We start from the raw sequence: 23801 nt of genomic DNA on the forward strand, positions 1-23801 counted from the left end.
AGCAGCCCGTTAGCTACTGTGCCGTCGCTATCATGGGCGGGGTGACCGACACCTCCGCCCGTCCTCAACGGCGCGGCCGGGAAGTGCTGCTCCGGGCGGTACGCCAGGCGATGCTGGACGAACTCGTGGAGCGCGGCTACGGGGAGGTCTCGATCGAGGGCGTGGCGGCCCGCGCCGGGGCGGCGAAGACCTCCGTCTACCGCCACTGGGGCACCAAGGAGGACCTGGTCGTCGACGCCCTCAGGCACGCCCTGCCGATCCTCGACCAGCCGGCGGACACGGGTCACGTGCGTGAGGACCTCCTGGTGCTGCTGCGCCGCGTGTCCGCCTCGCTCGACGGCCTGACCGGCCAGGTGCTGCTGACGGTGGCCGGCGAACGCCGGCGTCATCCCGAGATCGCGGAGGCGGTGGTGGACGAGATCGTCCGCCCGCGCCGGCGGCAGTTCCTGGCGGCGCTGGAACGGGCCGCCGAGCGGGGGCAGATCTCCGGCGCGGCCGTCACGTCCATCCCGATCGAGGTGGCGAGCGGCCTGATGCTGCAGCACTACCTCCACACGGGCACGCCGCCCGGCGAGGAGCGCATCCAGGAGTTCCTCGACCAGGCCATCATGCCCCTCCTCACGCAAGACCGGGCGTGATCATCCGCAGGTCTCGGGATTCTCATCTGCTCACAGCAGATCTGCCGCAGGCGGATCGCGTCGACTTCGGTCCGCGGCGCCTCACATGATGGACGCATGAGTGAAGAATCGAAACTTCCCCTGTTCAACGCACGGGTGCGACGCGAACTCTACGAGCAGCGAGTCCTCGTTCTCGACGGCCCGCTCGACGACGACAACGGCACTCTGCTGGCCACGCAGATGATGGCGCTCGCCACGCATGACACGTCGGCCGACATCGCCTTGTGGATTCATTCTCCGGGCGGTTCCGTGCCTTCGATGCTGGCGATCCGCGACGTCATGCGCCTCATTCCCTGTGACGTTTCCACCCTTGTTCTGGGAATCGCCTACAGCGCCGGGCAATTCCTGCTGTCCGCGGGGGCGAAAGGGAAGCGCCGCGCCCTGCCGCACGCGCGCGTCCTGATGCACCAGGGCTCGGCGGGCATCGGCGGCACCGCGGTCGACATCGAGTTGCAGGCCGGTGACCTGCGGCATACGCGTGACACCGTGCTCGGCCTGATCGCCGAGGACACGGGCCAGCCGGTCGAGCGCATCTTCGAGGATTCGCTGCACGACCGCTGGTACACCGCGCAGGAGGCGCTCGACTACGGCTTCATCGACGGCATCGTGCAGACCTTCGACGAAATAGCGCCGCAACATCGCCCACGACCCGGATTCGGCGTCACCGAAGGAGTCGGCCAGTGACCACCTATACGATCCCTAACGTCATCGCGCAGAATCCGCGCGGCGAGCGCGTCATGGACGTTTATTCGCACCTGCTCACCGAGCGGATCGTCTATCTCGGCACCGCGATCGACGCGGGCGTCGCGAACGCGCTCATCGCGCAGTTGATTTTCCTGGAGTCGGACAACCCCGACGCGGAAATTCAGTTTTACATCAACTGCGAAGGCGGCGATCCGAGCGCGATGCTCGCCATTTACGACACCATGCGCCATATCCGGCCGCGCGTTTCCACGACGTGTGTCGGACAGGCGGTCGCGGTGGGTGCCGTGCTGCTCGCCGCGGGCGCGGAGGGGAAGCGGGCCGCCCTTCCGCACGCCCGGGTCATCCTGCACCAGCCGGCCGCCCAGGGGCGTGGCGCGATCCCCGATCTCATCCTGCAGGCCGACGAGGTCGTCCGTGTCCGGGCCGACATCGAGCGCATCCTGTCACGGCACACCGGTCAGAGCATCGAGACCCTGCGCGCCGACACCGACCACGATCGCGTGTTCACCGCGACCGCGGCGATGGAGTACGGGCTCCTCGACCAGATCATCGAGGAGCACGCGTAGGCCAGTGGGACCGCCCCGGCCGGTCGCGTCACGCCGCCAGCGCGTACGCGGCCGAGCAGGTGGCCCCCGTCGACGTGCTGGGCTGAGCGGCGCGCAGGTTGTCGGCGACGGCGAGGGTCAGATCGATCAGGGTCACGTCCAGCGCGCCGGCGACCGCGGCGATCATCTCGCTCGACGGCTCCTTGAGGCCTCGTTCCATCTCGGAGAGGTATTGCGGCGAGACACCGGCGCGGCTCGCCGTCTCGCTCAGCTTCTCGCCCCGCTCGTGGCGCAGGCCGCGCAGGCACTCACCGAGCGCGTGCCGCCACAGCGGCTCGCGGGCCGGCGACGGCGTGGGGACGGTCCGGTCGAACGCTGGACGCAGCGGCGGGATGGTGGAGGCCATAATTCACCATAGACAGCCGATGCGCTCGCGTGCTGCCTGCTTCGCGTAGAGCGGAACCGTCCCTCGCCTGATTGATGAGCCCTTCCCAGGCTACGTTTGCGTAGCTATTCGGCGCGCGTTAGGGTCAAATGGATACGTCAACGTTGCTAAGGAATTCCGGCATGTCGCAGATCGTCTGGAGCACCCGCGCGGAGACCGAGCAGGACGTCCCGGTGATCCGCGAGATCCTGCTGGCGGCGTTCCCCACCGCGCTGGAGGCCGACCTCGTCGACGCCCTGCGCGAGGACCCCGCCTGGATCCCGGCTCTCTCCGTCGTCGCCACGGACGCCGAAGGACCCGCCGGATACGCCCTGCTCACCCGCTGCCACGTCGATGACGCGCCCGCCCTGGCCCTCGCGCCCTGCGCCGTGCCGCCCCGCCACCAGCGGCGGGGCGCCGGCTCGGCGGCTGTCCGCGCCGGGCTCTCCGCCGCCCGCGACCTGGGCGAGAACCTCGTCCTGGTGCTCGGCCACCCCGAGTACTATCCGCGGTTCGGCTTCACCCCCGCCTCCGCCTACGGCATCCGTCCCCCGTTCGAGGTCCCCGACGAGGCGATGATGGCACTCACCCTGGACCCGGCGGCGCCGGCGCCGGGCGGCGGCACCATCGTCTACCCCGCCCCGTTCGGCGTCTGACGCGGCAGACCCTTTTCCGCCGGTGGACAGCCAACGATCAGCGGGGCTGCGACAGTGCGGTCTGTGGAGACCGTGGATGCCCGGGCGCGGCTGGGGCGGCCGTTCGTCGTCGGGCGCGCCTCTTTGGATGCCCTCAGGCAGCTGGTGCCGCTGGTGGCGCCGGCCGTGGTGGTGTTCGCGCCGCTGGGCCTGATCACCGCGTTGGCGCTGTTGCCGCTGCTCAGCGGGTCGGCCGTGGTGCGGAACGGCGAGCTGGAGAGCTACGGCGCCGAGCCGGGTCAGCTGCTCGTGTCGGGTGCGGCGGTGCTGGTGGCGTTCACCGTGGCGCAGGCCGTGGTGTTCCCCGCGACCGTGCTGATCGCGGCGAGCCTGCAGGCGGGCGGGCGGCCCGTGTCCGCGCGCGGGGCGCTGGGGGTGTCCTTGCGCCGGCTGCCCTCCATGATGCTGCTCGTGCTGCTGGCCGTGCTCGTGTTCGGGCTGGTGGTGGCCGCTGCGTACGCGGCGTTGACGGTGACGGGAAGCGCCGTTCCGGCGGTGATCGTGTTCGTGGGGCTGGCGCTGTTCACCATGCCGGCGCTGCTGGCCGTGCCCGCCATCGTGCTGGAGGGCCGCTCCGCGATCGGCGCCGTCGGACGCGGCTACGACCTGGTGATCGGTCATGAGCCGTCCAGCGTGTTCACCCTCGCCTGCGGTGTGTACGTCATCCCCGGCGGCGTCTCCGCGGCCCTGGACGCGGCCACGGCGGGGCTGCACGGCCCGGCGCTGATGTACGCCACGGGCCTGGCGGGCGGCGTACTGGCGCCGGTCGGAACCGCTTTCCAGGCGAGCGTGATCACCCGCCAGTTCCTGCACCGGCTGGCGCTGCGGCCGGACCCGGTCTCGGCCGGGGAGCTGGACCGGATCCTGGCCGGCCTGCCCGATACGGGCCCGCGCCACCGGGCCCGGTTCCCGCTCGTGCTGCCCGCGCTTCTCCTGCCCGGCCTCGTGCACGGCGGCGTCGCGACGGCCAACCCGTTCGGCTGGCTGGAGACCAGCGAGACGGACGTCACCGCCGCGTGGTGGAACGCGTTCGCGGACGGCACGGACGGCTTCGCACTCCGCGCGGGAGACCTGCGCGCTCTGTACGCGGGGCCGGGCACGGGCCTGGTCGCGCTGGTCCACGGCGGATTCCAGCAGCCGTCCGCGATGTTCGCGTGCGCCGACTCCACCTGTCGCCGGGCCCGCTTACGCCACGCCCATGGCGCGAACCAGGACCTCGGTCTCGACCCCGGCGGGGCCGCGCTGCCGGACGGTCGCCTGGTGCTGACCTCGTGGACGCGGCACCACGCCGAGTGGGACACCTGGAAGCGGCTCGGCCTGCTGATCTGCGACCAGCAGGCGTGCCTCCCGCCGCCGGGCGGCCGACCCCTCATCTCGCGGCACGACGTGGCCGGCATCCTGCCGCTGGCCATGTCCGCACGCCCTGACGGCGGGCTGGTCGTCGCCACCGCCGAGCAGGTGGAGAGCGGCCGAGGGCGGTACGACGCCGAGATCTCCCTGATCCTCTGCGCGGACCCCGCCTGTACGCGCCCGGTCAGCCGGAAGGTGGCGCGGGTCCCCTCGGGAGGCTACTACCCCGAGTCGAGGACCCTGTCCGTCGCGGTCGGCGCCCACGGCGGCCCGGTGGTGGCGAGGATGGACAGCAGGACCGGCGCGATCCACGTGATCTCCTGCGAGGCCCCCGCCTGCGCGCGCCCGCGCGTCACCCGGCCGGTGCCGCCGCAGGCGATCGAGCGGACCCGCGACACCCCGCGCCATGCCGTGGCGGTGGCGGTGCGCCCCGACGGCCGGCCGGTGCTGGCGTACCAGGACATCCGGGATTCGGCGGCCAGATTCGTCGACTGCCGCTCCCGGGACTGTGCGCGGCACGTCACCGTCACGCTGTCCGGGGAGTCGTACGCACCGCCGGTGCCGGTCATCGATCGGGCGGGGCGCGTCCTGGTGGCCTACCAGGACGCCGTCCGCCCATACGTCATGCTCGCCACCTGCGTGGAGGGCCGTTGCGCCCGGACCGCGGTGACCGGCACGCGCAACGGTCCGGGTGACGTCCTGGCCATGGCGCTCGACCAGGCGGGACGGCCGGTGATCCTCTGGACGGACGACAACGGCTCGTCCTTCTCCGACGGCAGATGGTCGTTGCTGGTCACCACGCCGCTCAATCTCCCGCTCAGCCGAGCTGAAGGGTGAAGCACCTGGCCAGGGGTTCGCCGGCGTACGGTCCGTAGCCGTCGATCCGCTGGTACCCCTCACGCTCGTAGAACCGGATCGCGTCGGGCTGCCGCACGCCGGTCGACAGCAGCAGCGTGCCGATCCCGTGCCGCCGGGCGTGCTCCTCCAGGGCACGCAGGACGCGGGTCGCCACGCCGGTGCCGCGTGCCCCCGGGGTCACGTACATGCGCTTGATCTCGGCCGTGCCGTCGTCCAGCAGGCGCAGCGCGCCGCAGCCGGTCGCGTCGCCGGCCGGGTCGCGGGCGATCAGGAAGACGCTGATGGTCTCCGCGGTCGGCGGCTCGCTCTCCTGGTCGGGCATGTCGTAGCGGGCGGCCAGTTCGGCCCGCATGGCCTGGCGCAGGCGGACGCCGTCCGCGCCGTCCCACGGCTCCTCGGTGACGGTCACGCTGCTCTTCCTTCCTCGGCACGGGTCCTGCTGCTCCTCGGTGACGGTCATGCCGCCCTTCCTTCCGTGGTCCGGGCCCTGGCCAGCCTGCGCTCCCGTACCGTGCACGCGAGCCGCACGACCACCGAGCGGACGGCTTCAGCGGGACGGTTCGACGGCACGAACAGCTGCTGTTTGACCCGGGCGAGGTGCTGGTGCCTGACGATGGCGGGGCGCAGCCGTGACTCCCAGGCGGTCAGCGCGGCGGCGAGGTCGACGGGGTGGTCGCGCAGCTCCCGGCCGAGGTCGGCGCCGCCGCGGAGGGCGAACGTGGCGCCCATGCCCGAGTAGAGGTTCAGGCACCACGCCGCGTCGCCCACGAGCACGACCCTGCCGCTGCTCCACCGGGGCATCTTCACCTGGTGCACCGAGTCGAACAGGAAGTCGGGCGTCTCTTCCAGGGAGTCCAGGGCGTGCCGAACCACGGGGTCGTCCATGTCGGAGAACGCGGTGCGCAGCCGCTCGATCCTGGATCCGGTGAACTCCGCCTCGACGTCCTCGGTCCGGTAGGTCAGCAGAGCGGTCGGGGGCCGGTCGGCGAATCCGAACACCCACGCCCCACGGCCGGCGCGGGCGCTGATGATGCTGTCCGCCTCCTGGAACGACGGCACCTGTTCCCTGAGCTGGAACGCGCAGATCATCGCGTTCCAGCCGGTCAGGTGGTTCTCGTGCGGGCCGAAGACCATGCGGCGCACGTGCGAACGCATTCCGTCGGCGCCGACGACGAGGTCGAAGCTCTCGCGCCGCCACGCGCCGGTGGCGGTGTCCTCGAGCAGGACGCGGACGTCCGCTCCGCTGTCGTCGATCTCGACGGGTCGCGTGGCGAAGCGCACCGGGACGGGCTCGCCCGCCCCGTCCGCGCCGATGCCCTCCCAGAGCGCGGCCTCGATGTCGCCGCGGACCACCGCCGCCGGGTCGCCCGGCTGGTGCAGGAACCCCAGGCCCGGCTCAAGGTTCCCGTGCCGGTTCAGCGACCAGGCCTTCCCGCCGCCGGGCGGGTTGCGGGTGTGCAGGTGGTCGCGGATGCCGAGGTCGGCGGCGGCCTGTCTGCCTTCGGGCATGAGGCCGACGAAGTAGCCGCCCCTGCGGCGATCCGGGGCCTTCTCCACGATGACCGGCTGCCATCCGGCCTGCCGCAGCCCGATCGCCGCGGCCATGCCGGCGATGCCGAGCCCGACCACCAATGCGCGTTTCGGCATGATGTGCCGTCCTTTCTCCGGTAGGTGCGGCGTGGTCAGCCGGGGACGACGACCGCGCGGGTGCGCCCCTGGTGCGCCCACGCCTCGCCGACGCGGCTGAGCGGGTAGGTGGTGTACGGCGCGTCGAAGGTGCCGTCGGCGAACCGGGCGATCATCTCTGGGAACTCGACGATCATCTCGGCCTTGGAGACCGAGCCCATGCCGCTGCCGGTGATCCGGATCCGCCGGCTGCGCAGGAGGTCCGCGGGCAGCGCCGCCTCGGTGCCGGCGAGCGAGCCGATCTGCACGTACGACGTCGTTTCGCCGTCGTACGGGCGGATGCCGCCCAGCGCGGCGAACGCCGCCTCGGCCACGGGGCCCCACACGAAGTCGAGGATGAGCCCGGGCCGCGCCTCGGCGACCGCGGTGGTGAGAGCGGCTCTTCCGGCATCGGAGGCCGGGTCCGCGAGCGGGACGGTGACGGCGCCGAGGCCGCTCAGCCGGTCCAGCGCCTCACGGTCGCGCCCGGCCGCGACGACCTGTGTCGCGCCGAGAGCCAGCGCCGCCCGTACGGCCAGGCCGCCCGACATGCCGGTCGCCCCGAGCACCAGCACGGTCCCGAGCTCGCCCGCCTCCTTGCGGTGGGCGACCAGCGGCATCCAGCCCGCCGAGGCGGGGTTCATGCCCGCGGCGACGGCGAGGGGGTCGGCCCCAGCGGGCAGGTCCACCTCGAACGGGGTGACCATCGACTCGGCCATCGTGCCCCAGGGCGACCGGGCGAGGCCCGTGTAGACCAGCCGCCCGTCCTCGGCCCTGGCCACCGCGTCCACGCCGGGGACCAGGGGGAACGCCTTGCCGCCGCGATAGTGGCGGCCGGTGGCCATGCCTCGGACGACGTGGTGCAGACCCGCGCCCACGAGGCTCAGCGGAGCCCGGCCCGGCTGGGGCTCCGGGGCGGGGAAGTCCGCGCAGACGGGGGTCGCCTGTGCGGAGTTGACGACGGCAGCACGCATGACACGCTCCTGAACTAAGTTCAATTCGGACGTCACCAACCGTGCCTGAACTTTGTTAAGGTGTCAACTGTGGCGAAGGGCATCACTCGGGAGCGGATCGTGGCGGCGGCCCTCGACCTGCTCGATGACAAGGGCATGGACGCGCTGACCGTCCGGGCGCTCGCGTCCCGGCTCGGCGTGGGAGCCCCCGCGCTCTACTGGCACGTCCGCAACAAGCAGGAACTGCTCGACGAGATGAGCACGTTCGTCATGCGCCGCGTCACGGACGCCCTCTCGGAGATCGCGCCCGGCGCCGGCTGGCGCGACGACGTGGCCGCGTACGGCCGGGTGCTGCGCTCGGAATACCTGCGGCACCGCGACGGGGCGCGCGTCTTCAGCGGCACCCGCTTCTCCGACCCCGACGTGGTCAAGGCGAAGGAACGCTGGCTCGAACGCCTGACCTCGGCCGGGTTCTCGCTGGCCGAGGCGGACGACACCCTCGACCTGGTCACCGCGTTCGTGGTCGGCTTCGTGATCGAGGAGCAGGAACGCGGTCAGCCCGGCGGCGATCCGGACCGGTACTCGCTCGCCGGGCGGGACGCCTGGCTGGGGGAGGGCGCCGAGCTGGTCAAGGCCGCGGGGCATCTTCGCGACGACGGTGATCGGAGGTTCGAACGGCAGCTCGGCGTCGTCCTCGACGGTCTGGCCGCCCGCCTGCGGTGACGGCCCGGTTGCGCTGACGGCCCGGCCCGGCCGTCATGCCGGGCGCCCGCGGCGCGACGCGGGCGCCCGGCCTGTCTACCGAGGTGTCACTTGCTGTGGCGGAGCGCCGCCCGTACGGCGGTGTAGATGACGATCCAGAGCACCGCCACGGGGATGATGAAGACGAAGACCAGTTCGTAAATACCGATGTTGGGCATGTCCGCACATTAGGTGGCCCGGATTGAGAGGCGATTGACGATCACTTGCGAGCGCGGGGAAGATCGGAGGTTCTCGATGGTGACAGCCGCGGCAGTTGGTGGGACTGTAAAGGCAAGGTGACCTGCTGGAGGAGATCGTGGCACACGCTGAGCTGAACACGGACGTGGTCCTCGCCGCCATCCGCGACCACGGATTCGCCGCCTATGACGTTCTCGTCAAGGACCACCCGTCCGACGCGGTGATCATGGAGTTCACCCGGGCGGCCAGGGAGGGGTTCACCACCTTCGGCGTGGCGGTGCACCTGGCGTCACTGACGGACAAGGGGAGCAAGCGAGTCGGGTGACCCTGCGCGTCTCAGCTCAGTGCGCCAGTTGCTGTCGCTGGAACCCATCGGATGGACTCGGCGCCCAGCAGGGCTTTGAGTCGCCCGGACGCACTTCGCGCCCGGACTGCTGGGCGAGGTGCCGCTCTCGGCTGAATCGATGTTCGATGATCATGGCATGGAGATCGTTACCGGGCGGTTTCCCGGGCGTGCACGGAGGGCGGGCGCCGATCGCCGGCGCCCGCCCTCCGCGTCGTCGCTCAGCCCTCGGCCCACCCGTGATTCTTGGCGAACTGCAGCAGCCCGGTACGGATCTGCACGATCTGCGCGCCGGTGAGCGACGGCGCCTGGCTGAGCAGGAGCTCCGTCACCTCCCGCAGGTACTCGTCCGCGTCGAGCACGTCGCACAGGGACTCGTCATCGTCCCCGTGCGCGGCGGCGACGCGCGGGGGAGCGGTCATCACCGGGGCCGCCGAGGTCTCCGCCGGCCGCACCCGCCACGCCTTCGGCCCCTTGTCGCCCTCCTCGACCTCGAACACCACCGCGAGCCCGGCCCGCACCTCGGACTCGGGCATCAGCATGTCGTTGACGTGCAGGAAGACGTCCTCGCCGCCACCGTCGGGCGCGATGAAGCCGTAGCCCCGCGCCGCGTCGAACTTCACCACTCGTCCAGAAACCACCACAACCCCCAAACCTCGGACCCCATGTCCGATACCTCGCTCCACAACATAGAGCCACCGGGCCGGCTGACGGGAATGACCGTTCCGGGCAGAGGCGTGATCGCGGCTAACGCGTTCGTCATCACGGCTCCCGCCCGGCCCGGTCCGGGGGCACTCTGGAATCATGCCGAAGCCGACGCCGGGGACGGAACCCGCGGCCGATCCGACGGCCGCGCGGCCTCACGTCCAGCAGATCGGCGTGAGAGGCGGCCGCCCGGGCTTCGAGCCGAGTCGGCGAGAGGTCGTCAGGGAGCTGACGTCAGGGAGCTGTCGTCGGGGACCTGCCGTCAGGGAGCTTCGAAACCGGCCTTGGTCAGCACGTCCGCTCCCTGCGGAGACAGCACCAGCTGCACGAACTCCCCGGCCGTCCCACCGGCGGGGGCCTTCGCCAGGGCCGCGATCGGATAGTCGTTGACCGCCTGCCCGGCCTCGGGGAAGTCGATCCCGCCCACCTTGCCGCCGGAGGCGATCACGTCCGTCCTGTAGACCAGGGCGGCGTCCACCTCGCCCAGCTCGACCTTGGTCAGCGTGGCCTTGACGTCCTGTTCCAGAGTGACCGGCCGGACCGCCAGCCCGGCCGCGGTCAGCGCCTTCGCCGCCGCCGCGCCGCACGGCACCTGCTCGGCGCAGAGCGCGACCTTCACCTTCGGATCGGCGAGGTCCTTCAGCTCGTCCACCCCGGCCGGGTTGGCGGCGGGGATGGCGATCTGCAGCCGGTTCCGTACGAACGTGACCGGCGCGGCCGCCAGGGACGCGTCGGTGACGGTCTTCATCGTGGCCGGGCTGGCGGCGGCGAAGACGTCGGCCGGCGCGCCCTGGACGATCTGCTGCGCCAGGGTCGCGCTGGAGCCGAAGTTGAACCGCACCGCCGTGCCCGGATGCGCGGCCTCGAAGACCTTGCCGAGCTCGGTGAACGTCCCGGTCAGCGAGGCCGCAGCGAACACCGTCACCTCCGTGGCCGCGCCCGGAGCGGACGCGGACCCGGCGGCGGACGTGGCGGGCGCGCCGGAGCCGCACCCGGACAGGCCCGCGAGCGCCAGCGCGACGGGCAGGGCCATCGCCCATCGGAACCTCCGCCGGCGGACGGTGCCGCCTCCGATCGACGCCGTGGCCGCACTGATCCGGAGCATCGTCACGCACTCACCATACACGGCGCACTTTCGAGGGTGAACACCATTTGTCACCCGCAGAGGCGGCCTCATCGACCATTCTGCCATCGCATCCGCGAGACAAGGCCATCAGCCGTCCGTGATCACCCTTCCGTCGGCCGGGGGCGACGGCGGGCGTTGACGGTGCTCCAGTAGTCGGCGCGCAGGCCGGCCCAGTTCTCGCGGGTGGCCAGGTCGCTCAGCTGGGCCGGCTGGAGGCGGAAGCCGGGCAGGCCCGCGAGCCGGTCGAGCTCCACCGGGTTCGGGGCGGAGATGTAGCGGACGCGCGCGGCGTCCAGGCTCGGCGCCTGGCCAGGACTCTGGTACAGGCAGTAGAGGACGTCGCCGAGGACCGCCGCGGCGGGGCCCGACGCGCCCGAGGCGTTCGGCAGCTGGGCGTCGGGCTGCCAGGTGTTCCCGTCGAACACCGAGTACCAGAGCGGCGCGCCCGGCATGTTCTCCCAGCCCTTGTGCAGCACGCAGATCGCGCCGTCATAGACGACGGCCTCGGGTGAGCCGGTGATCCCCACGTCGCTCACCTGCTGGGGCGACGACCATGCGCCGCCGTCGAACCGGACGTACCACAGGTGCCCGTCACCGCCCGACTGGCCGGAACCGGCGCCCTGGTAGAAGCAGTAAAGCTGATCTTCGTACACGACGGCGCTGGGCCGTCCCGTCATGCGCACGCCGGAGATCCGCGTGTCGGGATGCTGCCACGCCGACCCGTCGTTGCGGATGTACCACAGCTGTCCCAGGTCGCCCATGCCCGCTCCTTGATGGAAGCAGTAGAGCGAGCCGTCGTAGACCGCGAGGCTGGGGCCCGCGGTGAGGCCCACCTGCGGGACGTTCGTGTCGGCCTGCCACGAGGTGCCGTCGAAGACGGAGCACCACAGCGCGTAGTCGGGGCCGGCGCCCTGGTGGGCGACGTACAGCCGCCCGTCGAACTCGGTCACGGCGGGCGAGGCGGTGAGGCCGGCCCCGGGCACCTGCTGCTCGGCCGACCAGCTCGTGCCGTCGAAGACGGTGTAGCGCAGGGACGCGTCCAGATCGCCCTGATAGAGGCAGTAGAGAGACCCGTTGAACGTGCCCAGCGCGGGAGCGGCCGAGGTGGCGATGCCGCCGACGGGGTTGTCGGCCGACCAGGCGGTGCCGTCCCACGTGATCGACATGAGCTGCCCGAAGCTGTGATATTTGAAGCCGAAGACCACGCAGTCCGCGGTGCCGTAATAGTCACTGACGCCGTTGACGTGCAGGCGCGACATGTACTCGCCCGGATACGAGAAGCTGAACGAGCCGCCCCCCGGATAGCCCCCGCCGAGCTGGTCCGTCGCCGTGCCGTCGGCGAAGGTGAACGACAGCGCGTTCACGACGTCGCCGGACAGGCCCTCGGCGACGACGACCTGGCTGGAGTTCGTCAGGTCGAAGACGCCGCCGCGCGGAGGTTGCGGGCTGCCTCCTCCGGCGGCTCCCATGCGGGGCGTCTGCGTCACGCCTCCCGGACCGCCGCCACCGGGGTAGGTCAGTTGCGCCGCGTCGATGCGATCTCCGCCCCAGACGGCGATCTGGGCGATCGGCAGGGTCGGGGGCGAGGCGAGCTCGATGGGGCCGCTGTTGTCGCAGCTGCCCTGCGGGTCGGAGTAGATCTCCCGATCGAGGTACGGCGTGACCGGATCGGGGTATTTCGTGGGATCCAGGTACGGCCACACCTGGAGAAAGTCCGTCACGCCGAGGGTCATCAGGCGCACGTACCGGTTGACGGACGCGAAGGGCTCGCATGCGTGGTCGTCCCGCGTCGTGGACTTCGTGATCTGCTCGTATCCCTGCTGACAGTACTTGTTCGCGTAGTCCGTATAACTTTTCGTCTTGTCCGTCAGTTTCGTCTGGACTTTCTGCATCCAGGATTCGTCCCAGCCCCAGCTCGGGCCGAACAGGACGCCGTCGCGGAGCAGGACCAGGTGGAGATTGGCCGCCTGGGCGAAGAGCGGCAGCAGATTGACCTCGTAGCCGCCCTGCTGAAAGCTGGGCAGCTCATTGTCGAAAAGGGCGTCCGTGGTTATCCAGTAACCTGCGGTGACGGAGTTGTCCGGCGGTGTCGTGGCCGCCGCCTGCACGTAGTCGGTGATGTCGTTCTGCAGTCCGGTGAGCGTGTCCGCGACATTCTGGTAAATGTTCTGCTCGATCTTCTGGTCGATCATCTGCGCGGTCTGCTGGCAGATCTGCGTCCACGGGCTGACCCCGGACAGCGCCGGCTGCCAGAACAGGTACACCAGGCCGCTGAGGAGGTTTCCGGACTCGGGGACGAAACCCAGCGCCGTGGCGACGATGATCTCCGCCATGGCGCTGTACGGAAGACCGTCATCGAGCCGGGCCGGGCCGTTGTCGGCGTAGTAGTTGTCGGTGCACGAACTGCTCACCGGCATGATCACGCTCCAGCCGTCGGTGAACGGGCCGAACGTGACGCGTACCGCCTCGCCGCTGTCGAAGTCCTCCTCCTCGATGTCGCACTGCTTGCCGGACCGGACCCAGTTCTCGCCGCTCGCGTCGACGCAGGAAATCGTCCAGAGGTCGCTCCCGCCGCTCCCCGTCTCGATGGAGAAGGGCGTGAGAATGACGTCGCCCTGCGCCAGTTCTCCCACCGAGACCGACTGGGTCGCATTCCAGGTGTGTGCCACGCTGACATTCGTGATGGGGCCACCCGTATTGTTCATGACAATGCACTGCATATTGCCCTGCCAGCTCATGGCCACCATTTCCCCGTGAATCGAACGCCGGCATGAGGCCGGCCGACACCAGCAGTCGATTCCTTCCGTCCGGCGATCCGGGCAAACGCGCCCGGCCGAATGCGGAACCAAAAATCGGACGCTGTGGATCCGGACGGGAAAAGCCGGGCCCCGCGGGCTTCGCCGCCCGGCGTGGCCGTCAGCGCGCTGCTCGGGTACGGCCCGCGGGGTCGTCCAGCGTCACGCGGAACCGGTGCGCCGAGGGGTCGTTGACGCGGAACGCCGGCCTGCCGGACAGGGCGTTGACGAGTTCGACCGCGGCCTCCCGCCCGGCGGCCGCGCGTGCCTCCACCGTCTGGCCGGCCATGTGCGAGTAGACCGTGATGCCCCGGACACCGCGCAGCACGCTGTCGGCCGGCAGCGGCTCGACCTCGCACACGTCGAGGGCGGCTCCGGCGATGACCCCGTCGCGGACGGCCGCGGCCAGGGCGTTCTCGTCGACGATCGCGCCGCGCGCGGTGTTGACGAGCAGCGCGCCCGGCTTCATCAGGCGCAGCGCCCCGGCGTCGATCAGGTGGCGGGTGGCGGGGGTCAGGGCGGTGTGGATCGAGACGACGTCCGAGCGCGTGAGCAGGGTGTCGAGGTCGACGAACTCGACATCAGTGGCGGGCAGGCCGGGACCGGGCTCGACGGCGGTGCGGCACAGCACGGTCATCCCGAACGCGCGGGCCAGCGGCACCACGGCACGGGCCGCCGCGCCGAACCCGATCAGGCCGAGGGTCGACCCGCGCAGCTCGTGCCCGTCCGTACGGGGCCAGCCGCCCGCGGCGACGCCGGAGGCCAGCTCGACCAGGCGCCTCGACGCCGCCAGGATCGCGCCCATCGTGAACTCCGCGACGGCGTTCGCGTTGATGCCCGGCAGGTTGCTGACCAGGATGCCCAGCTCGGAGGCGGCGGCGACGTCGACCGAGTCGTAGCCCACGCCCGACCGCACCACGGCCTTCAGGGCCGGCGCCGCGGCGAGGACGCCGGCCGTCATGGGCTCGTTGGCGATGAGCGCGCCCTCGACACCGTCGAGCAGCCGGACCAGCTCGTCGGGGTCGCGCCGCCCGCGCAGCGGCGCGTGCACCGTCTCGTGTCCCTGCTCCTTCAGGTACACGTCGACCGGATCGCCGGGCTTGAGGTAGTCGGTGGTGATGAGGATGAGGGACATCGGCCGGGCACTCGCTTCTCCGTCGGGGTGGTACTCGCAGCACCGTAACGGCGGTGGCCGCGGCGGGATAAGTCCCGGCGGCGAAAGATGACCTTTCAGGCGAGTCGCTCGGGCAGCCGTTCGCCGAGGAAGTCGAGCACCGCCGTCACCCGGGCGGGCACGTGGTCGGCGGGCGCGTGCAGGGCGTACACGTCCGCGTTCGGGGTGGGCACGTCCGCCAGCACCCGGACGAGCCGCCCGTCCTTCAGCAACGGGGCCACCTGCCAGGTGGAACGCATGATGAGCCCGCGGCCCTCCAGCGCCCACCCGGTCACGACGTCGCCGTCGTCGCTGGACAGCGTGCCGGCGACCCGGACCCGGAACTCCTCCGAGCCCTCGCCGAAGCGCCACAGCGCGTAGTCGCCGTGGTTCTCGCGGAGCAGGATGCAGTTGTGGCCGGCCAGCTCATGCACCGTCGCCGGCGCGCCGTGCTCGCGGACGTACGCCGGGGACGCGCACACCACGCGCCGGTTCCGCGCGAGCCGCCGCATCCGCAGGGTCGAGTCGTGCAGCGGGCCCACATGGATCGCCACGTCGAAGTCGCGCCGGTGCGGGCTCACCGGAAGGGGCGTCGTGGTGAGCCGGATGGCCAGCTGCGGATGCCGCGCGCCGAACTCGCCCAGCAGCGGGCCGATGTGCGCCCGTCCGATCCCGAGCGTCGACTCCACGACGAGCGTCCCGCGCAGGTCACCCGAGCCGCCGGAGATCTCCTCCTCCAGCCGCTGCACGTCGGTGAGGATCGGGCCGATGCCCTTCGCGAGCGCGGCTCCCTCGGAGGTGAGCACCAGTCTGCGGGTGCCCCGCCGGATGAGCCGTACGCCGAGGCGCTGCTCCATCGCGGCGAGCCGCTTGCTCACCACGGGAAGGGAGCACCCCAGCCCGCGGGCGGCCGCTGTCAGCGTCTCGCTCGCGGCCACGACCGTGAAGAACCTCAGGTCGTCCACAGACTCCGGCACGGCCGACCTCCGCCACGCGTCTTTCCTGCCGCGAAAGCCTACCTTCCCCCGCGGCGGCCAAGAGCCCCACCTAGCATCGCCATGAGGATCTCGGCGGTCGCCGGTCTCATCCTCATCCCCACGGTTCCCGCCCTGGTCAAGCCGTCGAGCTGGGAGGAGATCGACTGGACGCCCGACGCCGTGCGAGCAAGATCCGCAAGCGCGAGCTCTCATAGCCCGGACGCCCCGATCGCCGGGCCGGCGGCCGGGGCGCCGGCGGGTCAGAACTTGAGCCACCAGCTCCTCGGGGTTCCGACGTCGCCGGCGGTGACGTCCTTGATCCGCAGCTTCCAGGTGCCGTTGGCGGGGAACTTCCGCGCGTCCACCCAGAAGACCTTCGAGATCCCCTCGCCGTCGTCGTCGGTGGTGCTGCGCACGGTGATGCCGGAGGAGACGCAGGCCGGAGCGGCGACGGCGTCGTTGTAGCCGTCGTTCCCGGCGGCGATGCCCGCCACGTGCGTGCCGTGGGCGCAGTCGAGCGGGGCGACCGCGCAGGGGCCCTGGTCGGCGTCGGCCGCTCCGGTGCCCTCCTCCTCACCGCCGGGGCACAGGCGGGCGCGGCCGGGCAGGCCAGGCGGCAGGCGCTGACGCTGTTCGAGCAGCTGAACAACGTGCGCGAGGCCGACGCGCTCACCGGCCTGGACGCGATGACTCCCGCACGGAACGGATAGCTCCCGGCTGACGGTTTAGGGTGAGTCCGTGTGGTACGTGGTGATCTCGCTCGCGGTGATCGCCGGCGCTCTCGTCTTCGCCCGGCGCCGGCTGGTGATCGTCCAGGTGACCGGGCCGAGCATGCTGCCGGTGTACCGCCCAGGAGACCGGGTGCTGATCCGCCGCGTGGCCGGGTCGAAGCTCAGGCGGGGCCAGGTGGTGGTCTTCGAGTCGGCGCTGGAGGGCCGGTGGCGCACCGGCCCGCTGTCCGCCCCTGACGCGGCGAAGTGGGTCATCAAGCGGGTGAGCGCCCTGCCCGGCGACCCGGTGCCGCTCTCGGTCGCGCCCGCGGCGGACGCGAAAGAGGGCGATCTCGTCCCCGAGGGGCGGCTGGTCGTCATCGGCGACGGCACGAGCAGCGCCGACTCGCGGCACTGGGGTTACCTGCCGGCGGACCGGATCCTGGGCGTGGTCGTCCGCCGGCTCTCCCCGGCACCACCTCAGCCGGACGCGGCGGAGGGCTCGGGCGCCGGCTCGTAGCCGCTGGCCTGGAGCCTGAACAGGCGCGCGTACTGCTCGCCCTTGGCCATGAGCTCGTCGTGCGTACCGCGTTCTGAGATCTTCCCGTCGCTCAGCACGACGATGAGGTCCGCGTCGCGCAGGGCGCCCAGCCGGTGCGAGATCAGCACGCTGGTGCGGCCCGCCCGGTGCCGGCGCATGCCCTGGTGGACGGCGTGCTCGGCCTCCGCGTCCAGACCGGAGCTGGGCTCGTCGAGGATGAGCAGATCGCGCTGGTGCCGCATCAGCGCGCGGGCCAGCGCCAGCCGCTGCCACTGCCCGCCCGACAGCGTCACGCCCGCCTGCCGCTCGTCGCCCTCGCCGAAGAAGATCCGGCTGAGCAGCGTGTCGTAGCCCCTGGGCAGCGCGTCGAGCGTGTCGTGGATCCCGGCCCGGCGGGCGGCGGCCCTGACGGCCTCGGGATCGGCGCTGCCGGCCAGGTCGCCCAGCATGATGTTCTCGGCGGCGGTGAGGTCGTAGGTCATGTAGTCCTGGAACACCACGCCGATCCGGGCCCGTAGATCGTCGGGGTGCGCCTCGCGCAGGTCCACGCCGTCCCAGAGGATCGAGCCGCGGACCGGGTCGTACAGGCGGCAGAGCAGCTTGACCAAGGTGCTCTTGCCCGCCCCGTTCAGGCCGACCAGCGCCACGGCCTGGCCGTGCGGGATGAACAGGTCCACGCCGCGCAGCACCCAGGGGTGCTCGTCGTCGTAGCGGAACCACACGTCACGCAGCTCGATGCCGGCGCGCAACGCGGGCAGCGCGGAAGGCCGCGCGGCCACCGGGAGGCCGGGCTCGGCCTGGACGACGCCGACGTAGTGGCCGAACATCAGCAGCGCGTTGTGCGCGCCGGCCCACCGGCTGACGATCGCGGTCAGGGCCGTCTGCACGCCGGCGACGGCGGCGACGAACACGGAGACGTCCCCGACGCTCAGACCGCCCGACGCGGCGGTCAGCACGGCCCAGAACAGGCCGCCGGCCGCGACGGCGGCGCCCAGCAGCGACAGCAGTCCCTGGCTGCGCAGCGTCCGCCAGTCGAGATCGCGCTCGGCCTCGTTGACCGTCTCCAGCTCCGTGAGCATCCGGGTGCGCAGGAAGTCGCCCAGCCGGAACAGCCGTACCTCCTTGGCCGCGTCCGGGCTGGTCAGCAGGGCGCCGTAGAAGAGCTGGCGGCGGGTGTTGGAGCTGACGCCCCACAGGGTGCGGGCCCTGCGGCGGCTCAGCGCGAGCTGCACCCGGGCCGACGGCAGCGCGGCGGCGATGACGATCACGACCATGACGGGGCTGAGCACGGTCAGCGTCACGACGAACCCGAGCAGCGTCAGGACGCCCTGGCAGATCGCCAGGGACGAGCCGACGATCTGCTGCGGGGCGTTCTGGCCGGCTTCGTGGGCCAGCCGCAGCTCGTCGTGGAAGGAGGGGTTCTCGAAACGGCTGAGGCCGGGGTCGGCGTTGACGGCCAGGAACAGCCGGTCGTAGACCAGCCGCTGCAATCCCCGGTGCAGTTGCCCGTTGAGGTATTCGGAGACGTGCGGCAGGACGACCAGGGCCAGGCCAGCCACGCCGAGGGCGGCGGCGACGGGGAGCAGGCCGCCTTCGCCGTTCGCCAGCCGGTCGATGACCAGCTTGGTCAGCCAGGCGGTCGCCACCGGCGCCGCCCCCATGAGCAGCACCAGCGCCAGCGAGCCCAGCACGGCGGCCGGTCGCGCCCGCCAGGCCAGCTCGGCCGCCACCCGTCCGCGGCGGAACAGGGAGCCCGCGCCGGTCTCTCCCGCCGGGCCCCGCGGATCCCTCACGTGTGCGCCGGCAGCGGCAGCTCGTCCGGGGTGAGCGCCGCGGCGGTGATCACCGCGCGGTCGTCCACGAGGTAGAAGGCCGGGAAGAACGTCACCTGGAACGCCTTGGCCAGCGGCCCGTCCGGCGGCTCGACGGCCAGGGTGGCCACCGGGGTCAGGGCGGCGGCGAACGCACCGGCGTCCCGCTGGTCGTCCACGACCACCGCGAGCGCGCGGCCGGGCCCCAGGGACCGGGCCTTGGCGGTGAACTCGGGCAGCCGCTCGTGGCAGGCCGAGCAGGTGGTGGAGAACATCCCCACCAGGGTCGGCCCGGTGAAGAACTCCCGTGACAGCTCCGTGCCGTCGGAGGCGGCGGAGGCGAACTCGGGCAGTGCGGTGCCGGCGGTCACGAGGGGCGGCCTGGCCGGCCGGTCGGCGTCGAGCCGGGCCGAGTGCTCGCGCAGGCGGCGGATGACCGCCAGCGTCAGCAGCAGGTTCACCGCGCACAGGGCCCCGACGAGGACCACGGCGGCGACGAGATACGGCATCGGAATCCCTTCACGGGCCGGCCCGCCAGGGGGCGGGCGGCGGCCCGGCGTACAGGCCGGCGCGCGCGGCTCCGGCCGGCCGGAAACCGGCCGGTGCCGGGTGCCGGATCGCCGGCAGCGCGACGGCGATCACTCGGCGACGATCTCGATCAGCGCCAGGGGGTGCAGGCGGTGTATCCGGCGGCGATGCAGCACGTCCTGCGGATGGTGTAGCCGACGAACTTGGTCTCGTCCCAGCAGGTGTCCGCGGCGGCGGTGGTCGTGGGCAGCAGTTTGTCGAGCAGCCGGTCACCCAGCTTGCCAAGAGAACGGATCATGAAATCTCCTCTGTCGAGCCGTGTCGGGAGGTCGCTGACGCCGGACGCCGTCGAGCGCAGAGCACGTCGTCCGCTCGCCGCTGCGCCGGAGCCGGCGATCTTCGCCCGTTGGCGCCTGCAACTTATGCCGGTCCAAGATCCGAAAAAAATGATACAAATCCCCATGCGGGATACTGTTATTTCGGCAGCTACCGCCGTTGACGGGTTTTCGGCGCCGATGTACGCACGCGGGGGCAGAAGCGGTGCGGCGAGTCAGCCGCAGGGTGGGTCGTACGGGAGGTCCGCGCCGACGTGGTCCCGCCATTCCTGCCGGGTGAGCGCGGTGAGGGCGCAGATCCGGCGGGCGGCCCGTGTCTCGTCGAGGTCCCACAGTGACAGTACGTAGTCGTTGCCGCCGGTGACCAGCCTGGTGCCGTCCGGGCTGAACGCCACCGACATGACGTTGTCGATGTGCGCGGTGAGCGGGCCGCCGAGCACGGAGGGACGCGCCGGATCGCGGACGTCGTACAGCCGGGCCGAGCCGTCGGCGCCCGCGTCGGCCAGCGTCCGGCCGTCGGGGCTGAACGCCACCGAGTAGACCGCCCCGGCGTGCCCGGTGAGGCGGCGGCTCGCCGTGCGGCCGGTCAGGTCCCAGAGGCGCACCTGCCGGTCCTCGCCCGAACTGGCCAGGGTCCGCCCGTCCGGGCTGAACGCCACCGCGCGGACGCTCCCGGTGTGGCCGGTCACCAGCCGCTCGCGCTCGACGGGACGGCCGGGATCGCGCACGTCCCACAGCCGCACCGACTTGTCGCGGGTGGCGGCGGCCAGAGTCGTGCCGTCGCGGCTGAACGCCAGCCCGTGGACGTACCCGGCGTATCCCGGCAGCGGACGGCTCGGCAGCGGACGGCCGCGCAGCGCGGGACGGTCCGGATCGGTGACGTCCCACATTCTCACCACACCGGCCGCGTCCGCGCTCGCCAGAGTGTGGCCGCCGGGGCTGAAGGCCACCGCGCGCACGGTGCCGGTGTGGCCGCGCAGCGGCGGGCCGCGGGAGGCGGGATGGTCGGGGTCGGTCACGTCCCACAATCTGACGGCACGGCCGGCGGCGCCGGCCAGCGTGCGTCCGTCCGGGCTGAACGCGACCGCGTAGACGTAGCCGGTGTGACCCGCGGTGCCGCGCGGGCGCAGACCGTTGGAGCCGGTCACGTCCCACAGCCGCACCATGCTGTCGCCGCCGCCGCTGGCCAGGATGCGGCCGTCCGGGCGGAAGACCGTCGTGGTGACGCCGCCCGCGTGCGCGGAGACCTGCCCGGCGGGCAGGTGCCACAGGCGGATGACGTCATCGTCGCCGCCGCCGGCCAGAGTCGTGCCGTCGGGGCTGAACGCCAGGCCCCATACGTTGTCCCGGTGCCCGGTGAGCGGACGTCCGCGCTGGATGGGCCAGAAGGGCGAGGTCAGGTCCCACAGCCGGATCGTCTGGTCGTCGCCGCTGCTGGCGAGGGTGTGGCCGTCGGGGCTGAAGGCCAGCGCTCGGACGGTGCCGGCGTGGCCGGGGACCGGGTTGGCGCGCGGCTCGATCCGGCCGGGCACGGCCACGTCCCACACCCTGACGGCACGGTCGACGCCGCTGGTGACCAGGAGCCTGCCGTCCGGGCTGAACGCCAGGGCGTTGACCGGCACGCCGCCGGAGCCGATCCGCCGCTGGACACGCACGATGGGCCGGCCGGTGGTGGGCACGTCCCACATTCTCACCACACCGTCCCCGTCCGAGCTGGCCATGGCGCGGCCGTCCGGGCTGAAGGCGACCATGAGGACGGCGGCGTCGTGGCGCTGGAGTCTGCGCCCGGCGCGGTCAGGACGGGTGGTGTCCCACAGCCACATCGTGCCCGCGTTCCCGCTTGCGGCGGCCAGCGTCCGGCCGTCCGGGCTCAACGTCACGTGGTTCACGTCCTCGGCCGAGCCGGTGGTCAGGATGCCCCGGGCCGCGGGCTTGGCGGGGTCGGTCACGTCCCACAGCCGGACCTCGCCCCCCTCGCCCGCGCTCGCCACGGTCGTGCCCGCGCGGTCGATCGCCACCGAGTAGACCGGCCCGGAGTGCCCGGTGAGCGTCCGGCCTGCGCGCCGGGCCACGTCCCACAGGCGTACCGTGCCGTCGCCGCCCGCGCTGACCAGGAACTTCCCTTCCGGGCCGAACACCACCTGGTTGACGTCGCCGCCGTGCCCCGCGAGCTGCGCAGGCAGCGGGACGTGCTGGGTGGCGAGCAGGCGCGTGTAGGTGTCGCCGGCCGGTTGTCCTGGCGGGCGCCTGCGGTGGGCGAGCAGCGCCAGTTGCGCGGACAACGCCAGATCGGTGCCGGCGCTCCGGTCGGACTCGGCCAGGATGCGCTGGTAGAGCGCGGTGTCGCGCTGGCGTACCGCCTCGCTCCGCTGCACGGAGGCGAACACGGCGGCGGCGCCGGCGAGCACGGTGAGCGCGGTCAGCACGGCGGTGACGCCGGTACGCAGCCGCCGCGCCCGCCGCCACGCCCGGACCGACGCGGTCAGGAAGTCCCGCCCGTCCGGGCTCAGCCCATCGCCTTCCTGGGCGCTTCGCTCGGCGGCCCAGGTGCGGGCGGTTTCCAGGCGGTTGCCCCGATACAGCAGGGATCCGTCGTGGCGGGCTCGCTTCCAGGCGGCGGCCGTGTCCTCCAGGTCCTGGCGGAGCAGGCCGTCGGCCCGGTCGTCGCCGAGCCAGCCGCGCAGCCGGGGCCATTCGCGCAGCAGCGCCTCGTGCGTGATGCGGATCGTGCCCGCGTCCTGGGTGATCAGCCGGGCGTCGGTGAAGGCCGTCAGCGCGGCCACGGCCGAGCCGTCTGCCACGTCGGCCCTGGACAGCGGGCGGCGGGTGTCCTCGCTGTGGTCGCCGAGCTTGACCAGGCGCAGGAACAGCGGCCGCGCCGCCCGCCGGGCGTCGGGGTCGAGGGCCGTGTGCACGAGTTCGGCGCTGGTGGCGATGGCCCGGTGGATGGTGCCGGTGTCGCGGTAACCCGCCACGGTCAGGGCCGAGCCGTGGCGCTGCTGCCAGGTGGCCCGCAGCGCGTGCGCGAGCAGCGGCAGCCGTCCGGCCTCGTACCCCTCGCCCAGGCCGCCGCCGCAGACTCCGAGGTCGCGCAGCAACAGCTCGGTCAGCCCCGGCTCGACCTCCAGCCCGGCCTCCTGCGCCGGATAGCGGATCGCCTCGCGTACCTGATCCGCGCTCATGGCCCCGAGCAGCAGCTGCCGGTCCTGCGACGCCCGCCGCAGCGCCGCGTACCCGGCGCAGGCCGGATAGAAGTCGGCCCGCAGCCCGGCCACCACCAGCGCCTGCCCCGGCCCGGCCAGGCGGTCCAGCGCCTCGATGAACGCCGCCCGCCGCGACTCCGCGCCGCACAGCGTGAAGACCTCCTCGAACTGGTCGACGATCAGCACCGTCCGCCCCGGCGGGCCGGCCGCGCGCGACAACCGAGCGCCGCTCCCCGGATCGGCGGCCAGCGCCTCGGCCACCTCATCGACTGATCCGCCGGTACGCGTGCGGATCGCCGCGGCCAGCGCCCGCAGCGGATCGGCTCCGGGCGTCAGGGTCAGCACGGCCCACGCCGCCGACCCGGGCAGCGCCCCCGCCTCCAGCCGGGGCACCAGCCCGGCCCGCAGCAACGACGACTTCCCCGCCCCGGAGGGAGCCACCACCAGTTGCGGCCCGCCCCGCTCCAGCCGCCCGTCGAGCCGGTCGATCAGCTCCGCGACCACCTCGTCCCGCCCGAAGAACCACCGGGCCTGATCCCGACCGAAGGCGGCCAGTCCGGGGTAGGGGCACTCCTGCCCGGCGGCCGTGCCCCGCCGCCGTTCTCGAACCCCGTCGCCGTAGTGGAAGTGCTGGTCACGCGCGGCCTGGTGGACGACGGCGTCTCCCGAGGCGTGAGCCGTGAGATGGACGTCATGTCCGTCCCGCGCCGACCCCATACGGTGACCATAAGGCTACGTCGAGCGACTGGGCAAGGGTACTCCA

General features: G+C 72.3%; 24 protein-coding genes. 9 read left to right on the forward strand and 15 right to left on the reverse strand.

The features are described from left to right. The first annotated feature begins 41 nt into the window (after nucleotides 1–41). The 3 genes from OIE67_RS03940 (at nucleotide 42) to OIE67_RS03950 (ending at nucleotide 1948) form a co-directional block, all read left to right on the forward strand. Nucleotides 42–638, forward strand: a complete 597-nt coding sequence (locus tag OIE67_RS03940) for a TetR/AcrR family transcriptional regulator (RefSeq protein ID WP_326636741.1) — start codon at nucleotides 42–44, stop codon at nucleotides 636–638. 96 nt (nucleotides 639–734) lie between these two features. Beyond that, nucleotides 735–1361, forward strand: a complete 627-nt coding sequence (locus OIE67_RS03945) for a ClpP family protease (RefSeq protein ID WP_326636743.1) — start codon at nucleotides 735–737, stop codon at nucleotides 1359–1361. Beyond that, nucleotides 1358–1948, forward strand: a complete 591-nt coding sequence (locus tag OIE67_RS03950; RefSeq protein ID WP_106238956.1) for a ClpP family protease — start codon at nucleotides 1358–1360, stop codon at nucleotides 1946–1948. Before OIE67_RS03945 ends, OIE67_RS03950 begins: the two co-directional genes overlap by 4 nt. A 28-nt stretch (nucleotides 1949–1976) precedes the next feature. On the opposite strand, the gene OIE67_RS03955 is transcribed toward OIE67_RS03950, so the two are convergent. Next, nucleotides 1977–2333, reverse strand: coding sequence for a helix-turn-helix domain-containing protein (locus OIE67_RS03955; protein ID WP_326636746.1), 357 nt, complete (start codon nucleotides 2331–2333; stop codon nucleotides 1977–1979). A gap of 161 nt (nucleotides 2334–2494) precedes the next feature. On the opposite strand from OIE67_RS03955, the gene OIE67_RS03960 reads away from it, so the two are divergent. Next, nucleotides 2495–3007 (forward strand): GNAT family N-acetyltransferase, encoded by a 513-nt coding sequence (locus tag OIE67_RS03960; RefSeq protein WP_326636748.1) that lies wholly within the window; start codon nucleotides 2495–2497, stop codon nucleotides 3005–3007. A 63-nt stretch (nucleotides 3008–3070) separates the two neighbouring features. Next, entirely contained in the window at nucleotides 3071–5233 is a 2163-nt protein-coding gene (locus OIE67_RS03965; RefSeq protein ID WP_326636750.1) for a hypothetical protein, read from the forward strand. On the opposite strand, the gene OIE67_RS03970 is transcribed toward OIE67_RS03965, so the two are convergent. Genes OIE67_RS03970 through OIE67_RS03980 form a run of 3 tightly spaced genes read right to left on the reverse strand, consistent with a single transcriptional unit; the run spans nucleotide 5214 to nucleotide 7893 of the window. Continuing rightward, nucleotides 5214–5714 (reverse strand): GNAT family N-acetyltransferase, encoded by a 501-nt coding sequence (locus OIE67_RS03970; protein WP_326636752.1) that lies wholly within the window; start codon nucleotides 5712–5714, stop codon nucleotides 5214–5216. The two genes, OIE67_RS03965 and OIE67_RS03970, sit on opposite strands and share 20 nt — an antisense overlap. Then, a complete protein-coding gene (locus OIE67_RS03975; protein ID WP_326636754.1) occupies nucleotides 5711–6901 on the reverse strand; it encodes an FAD-dependent monooxygenase in 1191 nt (396 codons plus the stop codon). Before OIE67_RS03975 ends, OIE67_RS03970 begins: the two co-directional genes overlap by 4 nt. Nucleotides 6902–6936: 35 nt before the next feature. After that, entirely contained in the window at nucleotides 6937–7893 is a 957-nt protein-coding gene (locus tag OIE67_RS03980; protein WP_326636756.1) for a hypothetical protein, read from the reverse strand. Between the two features lie 69 nt (nucleotides 7894–7962). Here OIE67_RS03980 and OIE67_RS03985 point away from each other — a divergent pair, with 69 nt between their 5' ends. Further along, nucleotides 7963–8595 carry a TetR/AcrR family transcriptional regulator C-terminal domain-containing protein gene (locus tag OIE67_RS03985; RefSeq protein WP_326636758.1) on the forward strand — a complete coding sequence of 211 codons (633 nt, stop codon included), beginning with the start codon at nucleotides 7963–7965 and terminating at the stop codon, nucleotides 8593–8595. A 334-nt stretch (nucleotides 8596–8929) separates the two neighbouring features. Further along, nucleotides 8930–9136 carry a hypothetical protein gene (locus tag OIE67_RS03990; protein ID WP_326636760.1) on the forward strand — a complete coding sequence of 69 codons (207 nt, stop codon included), beginning with the start codon at nucleotides 8930–8932 and terminating at the stop codon, nucleotides 9134–9136. Between the two features lie 239 nt (nucleotides 9137–9375). On the opposite strand, the gene OIE67_RS03995 is transcribed toward OIE67_RS03990, so the two are convergent. The 6 genes from OIE67_RS03995 to OIE67_RS04020 all read right to left on the reverse strand — a co-directional run bounded on the left by OIE67_RS03995 (nucleotide 9376) and on the right by OIE67_RS04020 (nucleotide 16404). Continuing rightward, complete coding sequence (locus OIE67_RS03995; RefSeq protein WP_326636761.1) at nucleotides 9376–9777, reverse strand: cold-shock protein; 402 nt, start codon at nucleotides 9775–9777, stop codon at nucleotides 9376–9378. Nucleotides 9778–10121: 344 nt separating this feature from the next. Then, entirely contained in the window at nucleotides 10122–10964 is an 843-nt protein-coding gene (gene modA, locus OIE67_RS04000; RefSeq protein WP_326645203.1) for a molybdate ABC transporter substrate-binding protein, read from the reverse strand. A gap of 122 nt (nucleotides 10965–11086) precedes the next feature. Then, nucleotides 11087–13654: an insecticidal delta-endotoxin Cry8Ea1 family protein gene (locus tag OIE67_RS04005; protein WP_326636763.1), complete on the reverse strand. Its 2568-nt coding sequence runs from the start codon at nucleotides 13652–13654 to the stop codon at nucleotides 11087–11089. 247 nt (nucleotides 13655–13901) lie between these two features. After that, nucleotides 13902–14915 (reverse strand): phosphoglycerate dehydrogenase, encoded by a 1014-nt coding sequence (locus OIE67_RS04010; protein WP_326636765.1) that lies wholly within the window; start codon nucleotides 14913–14915, stop codon nucleotides 13902–13904. A gap of 95 nt (nucleotides 14916–15010) precedes the next feature. After that, entirely contained in the window at nucleotides 15011–15910 is a 900-nt protein-coding gene (locus tag OIE67_RS04015) for a LysR family transcriptional regulator (RefSeq protein ID WP_326636767.1), read from the reverse strand. A gap of 260 nt (nucleotides 15911–16170) precedes the next feature. Further along, on the reverse strand, nucleotides 16171–16404 hold the full coding sequence (locus tag OIE67_RS04020) for a proprotein convertase P-domain-containing protein (protein ID WP_326636769.1): 234 nt from the start codon (nucleotides 16402–16404) through the stop codon (nucleotides 16171–16173). Between the two features lie 9 nt (nucleotides 16405–16413). On the opposite strand from OIE67_RS04020, the gene OIE67_RS04025 reads away from it, so the two are divergent. Beyond that, nucleotides 16414–16620, forward strand: coding sequence for a hypothetical protein (locus tag OIE67_RS04025; protein WP_326636771.1), 207 nt, complete (start codon nucleotides 16414–16416; stop codon nucleotides 16618–16620). A 28-nt stretch (nucleotides 16621–16648) separates the two neighbouring features. Further along, nucleotides 16649–17140 (forward strand): S26 family signal peptidase, encoded by a 492-nt coding sequence (locus OIE67_RS04030; RefSeq protein ID WP_326636773.1) that lies wholly within the window; start codon nucleotides 16649–16651, stop codon nucleotides 17138–17140. Here the strand turns inward: OIE67_RS04030 and OIE67_RS04035 are convergent. From OIE67_RS04035 to OIE67_RS04055, 5 genes are all read right to left on the reverse strand, one after another. Next, nucleotides 17101–18954, reverse strand: a complete 1854-nt coding sequence (locus OIE67_RS04035; RefSeq protein WP_326636775.1) for an ABC transporter ATP-binding protein — start codon at nucleotides 18952–18954, stop codon at nucleotides 17101–17103. The two genes, OIE67_RS04030 and OIE67_RS04035, sit on opposite strands and share 40 nt — an antisense overlap. Beyond that, a complete protein-coding gene (locus OIE67_RS04040; protein ID WP_106238919.1) occupies nucleotides 18951–19481 on the reverse strand; it encodes a TlpA family protein disulfide reductase in 531 nt (176 codons plus the stop codon). The genes OIE67_RS04035 and OIE67_RS04040 overlap by 4 nt, the downstream gene beginning before the upstream one ends. A 10-nt stretch (nucleotides 19482–19491) precedes the next feature. Then, a complete protein-coding gene (locus tag OIE67_RS04045; RefSeq protein ID WP_326636778.1) occupies nucleotides 19492–19614 on the reverse strand; it encodes a hypothetical protein in 123 nt (40 codons plus the stop codon). Nucleotides 19615–19630: 16 nt separating this feature from the next. Continuing rightward, nucleotides 19631–19798 carry a hypothetical protein gene (locus OIE67_RS04050; protein ID WP_326636779.1) on the reverse strand — a complete coding sequence of 56 codons (168 nt, stop codon included), beginning with the start codon at nucleotides 19796–19798 and terminating at the stop codon, nucleotides 19631–19633. 252 nt (nucleotides 19799–20050) lie between these two features. Continuing rightward, nucleotides 20051–23755, reverse strand: a complete 3705-nt coding sequence (locus tag OIE67_RS04055; protein WP_326636780.1) for an nSTAND1 domain-containing NTPase — start codon at nucleotides 23753–23755, stop codon at nucleotides 20051–20053. Nucleotides 23756–23801: the final 46 nt, after the last annotated feature.

Origin of the sequence: Nonomuraea fuscirosea (assembly GCF_035917475.1) — a bacterium.
Classification (GTDB): domain Bacteria; phylum Actinomycetota; class Actinomycetes; order Streptosporangiales; family Streptosporangiaceae; genus Nonomuraea; species Nonomuraea fuscirosea.